Source organism: Cellulosimicrobium cellulans (genome assembly GCF_001722485.1).
GTDB lineage: Bacteria > Actinomycetota > Actinomycetes > Actinomycetales > Cellulomonadaceae > Cellulosimicrobium > Cellulosimicrobium cellulans_A.
Window position 1 is genome coordinate 1 of record NZ_LWGL01000210.1, and the last position, 4752, is coordinate 4752.

General features: G+C 76.5%; 7 protein-coding genes. 4 read left to right on the top strand and 3 right to left on the bottom strand.

The annotated features are described in order from the left end of the window. The first annotated feature begins 218 nt into the window (after positions 1 to 218). Positions 219 to 377 (top strand): hypothetical protein, encoded by a 159-nt coding sequence (locus JZ5iCDA_RS19130; protein WP_171905406.1) that lies wholly within the window; start codon positions 219 to 221, stop codon positions 375 to 377. On the opposite strand, the gene JZ5iCDA_RS15665 is transcribed toward JZ5iCDA_RS19130, so the two are convergent. Both JZ5iCDA_RS15665 and JZ5iCDA_RS15670 read right to left on the bottom strand, forming a co-directional pair. Continuing rightward, positions 359 to 1267 carry an RNA polymerase sigma-70 factor gene (locus tag JZ5iCDA_RS15665; protein WP_069387993.1) on the bottom strand — a complete coding sequence of 303 codons (909 nt, stop codon included), beginning with the start codon at positions 1265 to 1267 and terminating at the stop codon, positions 359 to 361. The genes JZ5iCDA_RS19130 and JZ5iCDA_RS15665 overlap by 19 nt on opposite strands. Before the next feature lie 53 nt (positions 1268 to 1320). Continuing rightward, on the bottom strand, positions 1321 to 2058 hold the full coding sequence (locus JZ5iCDA_RS15670) for an SDR family oxidoreductase (RefSeq protein WP_069387994.1): 738 nt from the start codon (positions 2056 to 2058) through the stop codon (positions 1321 to 1323). Positions 2059 to 2199: 141 nt separating this feature from the next. On the opposite strand from JZ5iCDA_RS15670, the gene JZ5iCDA_RS15675 reads away from it, so the two are divergent. Genes JZ5iCDA_RS15675 through JZ5iCDA_RS19140 form a run of 3 tightly spaced genes read left to right on the top strand, consistent with a single transcriptional unit; the run spans position 2200 to position 4156 of the window. Further along, positions 2200 to 2715 carry an OsmC family protein gene (locus JZ5iCDA_RS15675; protein WP_069387995.1) on the top strand — a complete coding sequence of 172 codons (516 nt, stop codon included), beginning with the start codon at positions 2200 to 2202 and terminating at the stop codon, positions 2713 to 2715. Between the two features lie 17 nt (positions 2716 to 2732). After that, on the top strand, positions 2733 to 3671 hold the full coding sequence (locus tag JZ5iCDA_RS19135) for a hypothetical protein (protein WP_253182127.1): 939 nt from the start codon (positions 2733 to 2735) through the stop codon (positions 3669 to 3671). Continuing rightward, positions 3668 to 4156: an SRPBCC family protein gene (locus JZ5iCDA_RS19140; protein WP_069387996.1), complete on the top strand. Its 489-nt coding sequence runs from the start codon at positions 3668 to 3670 to the stop codon at positions 4154 to 4156. The genes JZ5iCDA_RS19135 and JZ5iCDA_RS19140 overlap by 4 nt, the downstream gene beginning before the upstream one ends. A gap of 49 nt (positions 4157 to 4205) precedes the next feature. On the opposite strand, the gene JZ5iCDA_RS15690 is transcribed toward JZ5iCDA_RS19140, so the two are convergent. After that, positions 4206 to 4752: PadR family transcriptional regulator (locus JZ5iCDA_RS15690; protein WP_139123159.1), on the bottom strand; the 547-nt coding region annotated here is incomplete at its 5' end.

Here is a 4752-nt window from a genome sequence, read left to right on the forward strand (position 1 = left end):
GGCGCGGGGTGCGCTCGATCGTCGCCATGAACCGCTCGACGTCGACGACGTCGATGCCCACCCCGATGATCACGCCCGGCCCGACGACTACTCGACCGTGACGGACTTCGCGAGGTTGCGCGGCTGGCTGGGGCTACACCGCCGGCACCGGGGCGCTCATCGCGTGGACGGAGCGGATCGACGCGCCGCGCGCCCCGGCGGGGACCGCGCTCCTGTTCGTGACCCTCGTGCTCGGCCAGGCGCTCGGCGCCGCCGGCGTGGGCGCGCTGGCCCTCTCGGCGAGCTACACCGGGGCGTTCCTCGTCGCCGGGGCGGTGTCGGCCGCCGCGGCGGCGCTCGCGCTCGGACGGCGCGCGCGTCAGGCCGCGGTCGCGTAGCCGCCGAGCTTGTCCGGGTTCACCTGGACGTACACGTGCTCGATCCCGGCCGGCGACACGTCGAGCGACACGAGCGCGAACGGCACGCCCTCGCGGACCACGAGCAGCGCCGGGAGCCCGTTCGCCTCGACGACGTGCAGGTCGGCGCCCGCCCAGTACTTGCGCCACACGTTGTCGAAGAAGAGCGACACGCGCTCGACCCCGACGAGCTCCTTGCGCGACGCGTGGACCTTCCCACCGCCGTCGGGCCGGGCGACGACGTCGTCGGCGAGGAACTGCTCGAAGCGCGCCATGTCGCCGTCGTGCGCGGCGGCGACGAACTCGTCGAGCAGCCGCCGGTGCTCGCCCGGGTCCACAGGGGCGGCCTGGCGCGCACCGAGCCGCTCGCGCGCGCGGCGCGCGAGCTGGCGCGCGTTCGCCTCCGACATGTCGAGGATCTCGGCGACGCGCCGGTGCGGGTAGCCGAACGCCTCGCGCAGCACGTAGACGGCCCGCTCGACCGGCGTGAGGCGTTCGAGCAGCACGAGCGTCGCGAGCTCGAGCGCCTCGGCACGCTCAGCGCCGAGCGCCGGGTCGTCGCTCGTGTCGACGGGCTCGGGCAGCCACGGGCCCACGTACGTCTCCCGCCGCGCCCGCGCGGACGTCGCGGCGTTGATCGCGAGGCGCGTGGCCGTCGTCGTGAGGAACGCCGCGGGGTTCTCGACGCGCGAGCGGTCCGTGCCCTGCCAGCGGACCCACGCGTCCTGCACCACGTCCTCGGCCTCGGCGACGCTGCCGAGCATGCGGTAGGCGAGGCCGAAGAGCCGGGGCCGGACCGCGAGGAACGCGTCGAGCGCCCCGGGGTCCTCGAGGACCCCGGGACGCCCGGGCACCGTCGGGTGCGACGTCATGCGGTCACGGTACGCCGCGGGGTGCTGCGACGTCTGCCCCCGGAGCGCGGCGGTCAGGCGGAGCCGAACTGCGCGAAGGTGACCTCGCCGGTCGCCGACGTGCCCTGCGGCACGATCGAGTCCTCGGCGAGCCGCGCCCCGAAGTACGTGGTCTCCGGGTCCCCCACGACCTCGCGGGTGTCGCCCTGGGCAGCGAGCGCGTCGCGGATGAACGCGTCGAAGCGCAGCCGCTCCGGCCCGGCGAGCTCGACGACGGCGTCCCGCGGCTCGCCCGCCGCGACGTCCGCGACCGTGCGCGCGACGTCGGCCGACGCGACCGGCTGGAACGCGACCGGGGGGATGTGGACGACGCCGTCGACGGTCGAGCCGTCCGCGATGGACCTCGCGAACTCGAAGAACTGCGTCGCCCGCACCACGGTCCAGCCGCGGCCCGACCCGCGCACGAGGTCCTCCTGCGCGACCTTGGCGCGCATGTACCCGGCGTCGGTGCGGTCGGCCCCGACGATCGACAGCACGACGTGGTGCCGCACCCCGGCGCGCTCCTCGGCGTCGAGCAGCGTGCGCGTCGACGTCGTGAAGAAGCGCATCACGTCGTCGTCCGCGAACGACGGCGAGTTCGACACGTCCACGACGGCGTCCGCGCCGGCGAGCGCCTCGTCGACGCCCTGCCCGGTGAGCGTGTCCACGCCCGTGCTCGGCGCGGCGACGACCGCCTCGTGGCCCTGCTCCTGCAGCCGGGCGACCACCTGACGGCCGATGAGCCCGGTCCCGCCGGCGACGACGATCTTCATGAGGTCCTCCTCCGATCCCTGGGAGCGGCTCGCGGCCGCCTGACACCCTCTCGACCGGGCTGGGACCACGGATGTGACAGCCCGGTGCCCGGGGATGGGACGGCGCACCGGGAGGCGCGGCGCGGGTGCGAGGATCGACGCATGACGACCGAGCCTGCCGAGACCCTCATCCCCGCCGCCGAGGCCGACCGCGACGTGCCCCCGGCGTCGCCCGCGCCGAAGGACCCGCTGTGGGTCGAGCGCACCGGGAACCGCACGTACACGGGGTTCTCCGCGCGCGGCGCCCAGGTGGCGATCGGGCCGTCGAGCGAGGGCGCCGTCTTCACCCCGGGCGAGCTGCTGAAGATCGCGCTCGCCGCGTGCGCGGGCATGAGCACGGACCGCACGTTCGCGCGCCGGCTCGGCGACGACTACCAGCTGACGATCCGTGTCTCGGGCGACAAGCTGCTCGAGGAGGAGCGCTACCCGAAGATCACGGGCACGTACGACATCGACCTGTCGGCGCTCGACGACGACCTGCGCGAGCGGCTCGTCACGGTCGCCGAGCGAGCGATCGACAAGGCGTGCACGGTAGGACGGACGGTCAAGGCCGGCGCCGAGGTCGAGTACCTCTTCCAGCCGGAGGGCGCGGGCCCGGTGCTCGAGTCCGACGTGTGACGCAGACGGGAGGCGCGATGGCGCATCAGCAGGGTCCCTCGGGGGCCGGGCAGGAACGGCCCGGCAGTGGCGTGCCCGACTACGGGACGCCACCGCCCGGTGGTGCGCCGTCCGACGTCGTGACGCGCGGCGGCTCGACGCGCGACGCCACCGACTGGACCGCCTACCGCCCCACCCCGCTGCTCGACGCGGCGCTCGACAAGGCGGTGACGATCCCGTCGCAGGTGATCCGCGCGCACGTCGACGCGGTGCGGCGCCGCAACCCGGAGGCCGGCCCGGCCGAGATCATCCGCATCCTCGAGCGCGAGTACCTGCTCGTCGTGCAGGCGGCGGGCGGCGCGGTCGGGACGGCCGCGGCGCTCCCGGCGGTCGGCACGGGCGTGGGGATCGCGCTGACGTCGAGCGACATCGCGACGTTCTTCGCGTCGTCGGCCGCGTTCTCCCTCGCGGTCGCGGACGTGCACGGCATCGCCGTGGACGACGTCGCCCGCCGCCGCGCGCTGCTCCTCGCCACGGTCCTCGGCGAGAAGGGCGCGCGCGACGTCGAGCGGGCCGCGCAGGGCTCGGGCGCCGCGTGGGGCAAGGTGCTGCTGACGCGCATGCCGTCCGGCACCCTGACGAAGGTCAACAAGGCGCTCGCCAACCGCTTCCTGCGCACGCAGCTCGCGAAGCAGTCGGGCCTCGCGCTCGGGCGGCTCGTGCCGTTCGGGATCGGCGCGGTCGTCGGCGTCGCGGGCGGCCGCGCGCTCGGGCAGGGCGTCATCGGCCAGTCGCGCCGGGCGTTCGGGCCGCCGCCGTCCGAGTTCGGCCGCGTGCTCGAGGTCGTCGAGGCCGCGACCGAGGACGCCCGGCCGTCGCTTGTGCCCGTGCGGGAGGACGAGGCCCCGCGCACGCGTCGGCGTCTCCTGCCCGGCCGGCGCCGGCACGACCGCGCGCAGGACGTCGAGGACGCGTGAGCCGCACGCACCGCGTCGCGGTCGGCCGCGAGCTGCCCGTCGACGCGTCGGTCGCGTTCGCGTGGGTCGCCGACCCGCGCACGCACCCGCGCTTCATCCCGCTGACGCGCCTGGCGTCCCCGGCCGCGCGCGGGCCGGACGTCGGCGACCGGTTCACGATGGTGAGCGGCCCGTTCGCCCGCCGGGGCGCGCCCGGCGTCGTCGACCGGATGGTCGTCGAGTCCCTCCGCCGGCCGTCCGCGGCCGCCGGGCGCGCCGGGAGCACGTCCGTGCGCAAGCTCGGCCCCGTGCTGCTCGGCGAGGCGGGGTTCGACGTCGAGCCGCTCGGGACGGGCCGCTGCCGCGTCGTGTGGTGGGAGGACGCCTACCTCGCCGGCCCGCTCCCCCGCCGCGTGACGGCCCCGCTCGTCGGGCTCGCGCTGCGCGGGATGATGCACGTCTCGCTGGGCCGCCTCGCCGAGCGCCTGGCCCGCCGCAGCGGCTGAGCGCCCGCTCGCGACGAACCCGGGGTCGCCGGTGACGCGTCGCGCCGAGTCAGTCCTCGGCGGGCCCGTCGTCGACCGGGGCGTCCTCGACGGGCGCGTCCTCGGTCGGGTTCCCCGTGGGCGCGGGGCCGGCGAGGACCAGGTACAGCTCGCGGCGCGTGCGCTCGAGCAGCTCGGCCGCAGCTCTCGCCTGCTCGTCGGTGCCCGTGCGGGCGACCTGGTGCACCGCCGCGGCGACCGCCTCGACGCCCGCGCGCAGCGCGTGCCGCGAGCGCCCGCCACGGTCGGCCGCCTCGGCGAACGGGTCGCCGAGGCGGTCCGCCTGCTCGGTGACGTGGGCGCGGCCCGCCTCGGTGAGCGACGCGAGCCGGCGCCCGCCCTCGGACGAGAGCTCGACGAGGCCCTCGTCCTGCAGCAGGTTCAGCGCGGGGTAGACCGCGCCGGGGCTCGGGCGCCACTGGCCCTCGCTGCGCTCCGCGATCGCCTGGATGAGCTGGTAGCCGTGCATCGGCTGCTCGGCGAGCAGCAGCAGGATCGCGGCGCGGACGTCGCCGCGGCCGGCGCGGCGGGGCCCGCGACCGCCGTGGCGCCAGCCA

Bases quoted from the DNA above. Each gene is read 5' to 3' on its own strand.
- JZ5iCDA_RS15670 (WP_069387994.1), bottom strand. From the start codon at position 2,058: ATGAAGATCGTCGTCGCCGGCGGGACCGGGCTCATCGGCCGTCAGGTG.
- JZ5iCDA_RS15665 (WP_069387993.1), bottom strand. From the start codon at position 1,267: ATGACGTCGCACCCGACGGTGCCCGGGCGTCCCGGGGTCCTCGAGGAC.
- JZ5iCDA_RS15675 (WP_069387995.1), top strand. From the start codon at position 2,200: ATGACGACCGAGCCTGCCGAGACCCTCATCCCCGCCGCCGAGGCCGAC.
- JZ5iCDA_RS19135 (WP_253182127.1), top strand. From the start codon at position 2,733: ATGGCGCATCAGCAGGGTCCCTCGGGGGCCGGGCAGGAACGGCCCGGC.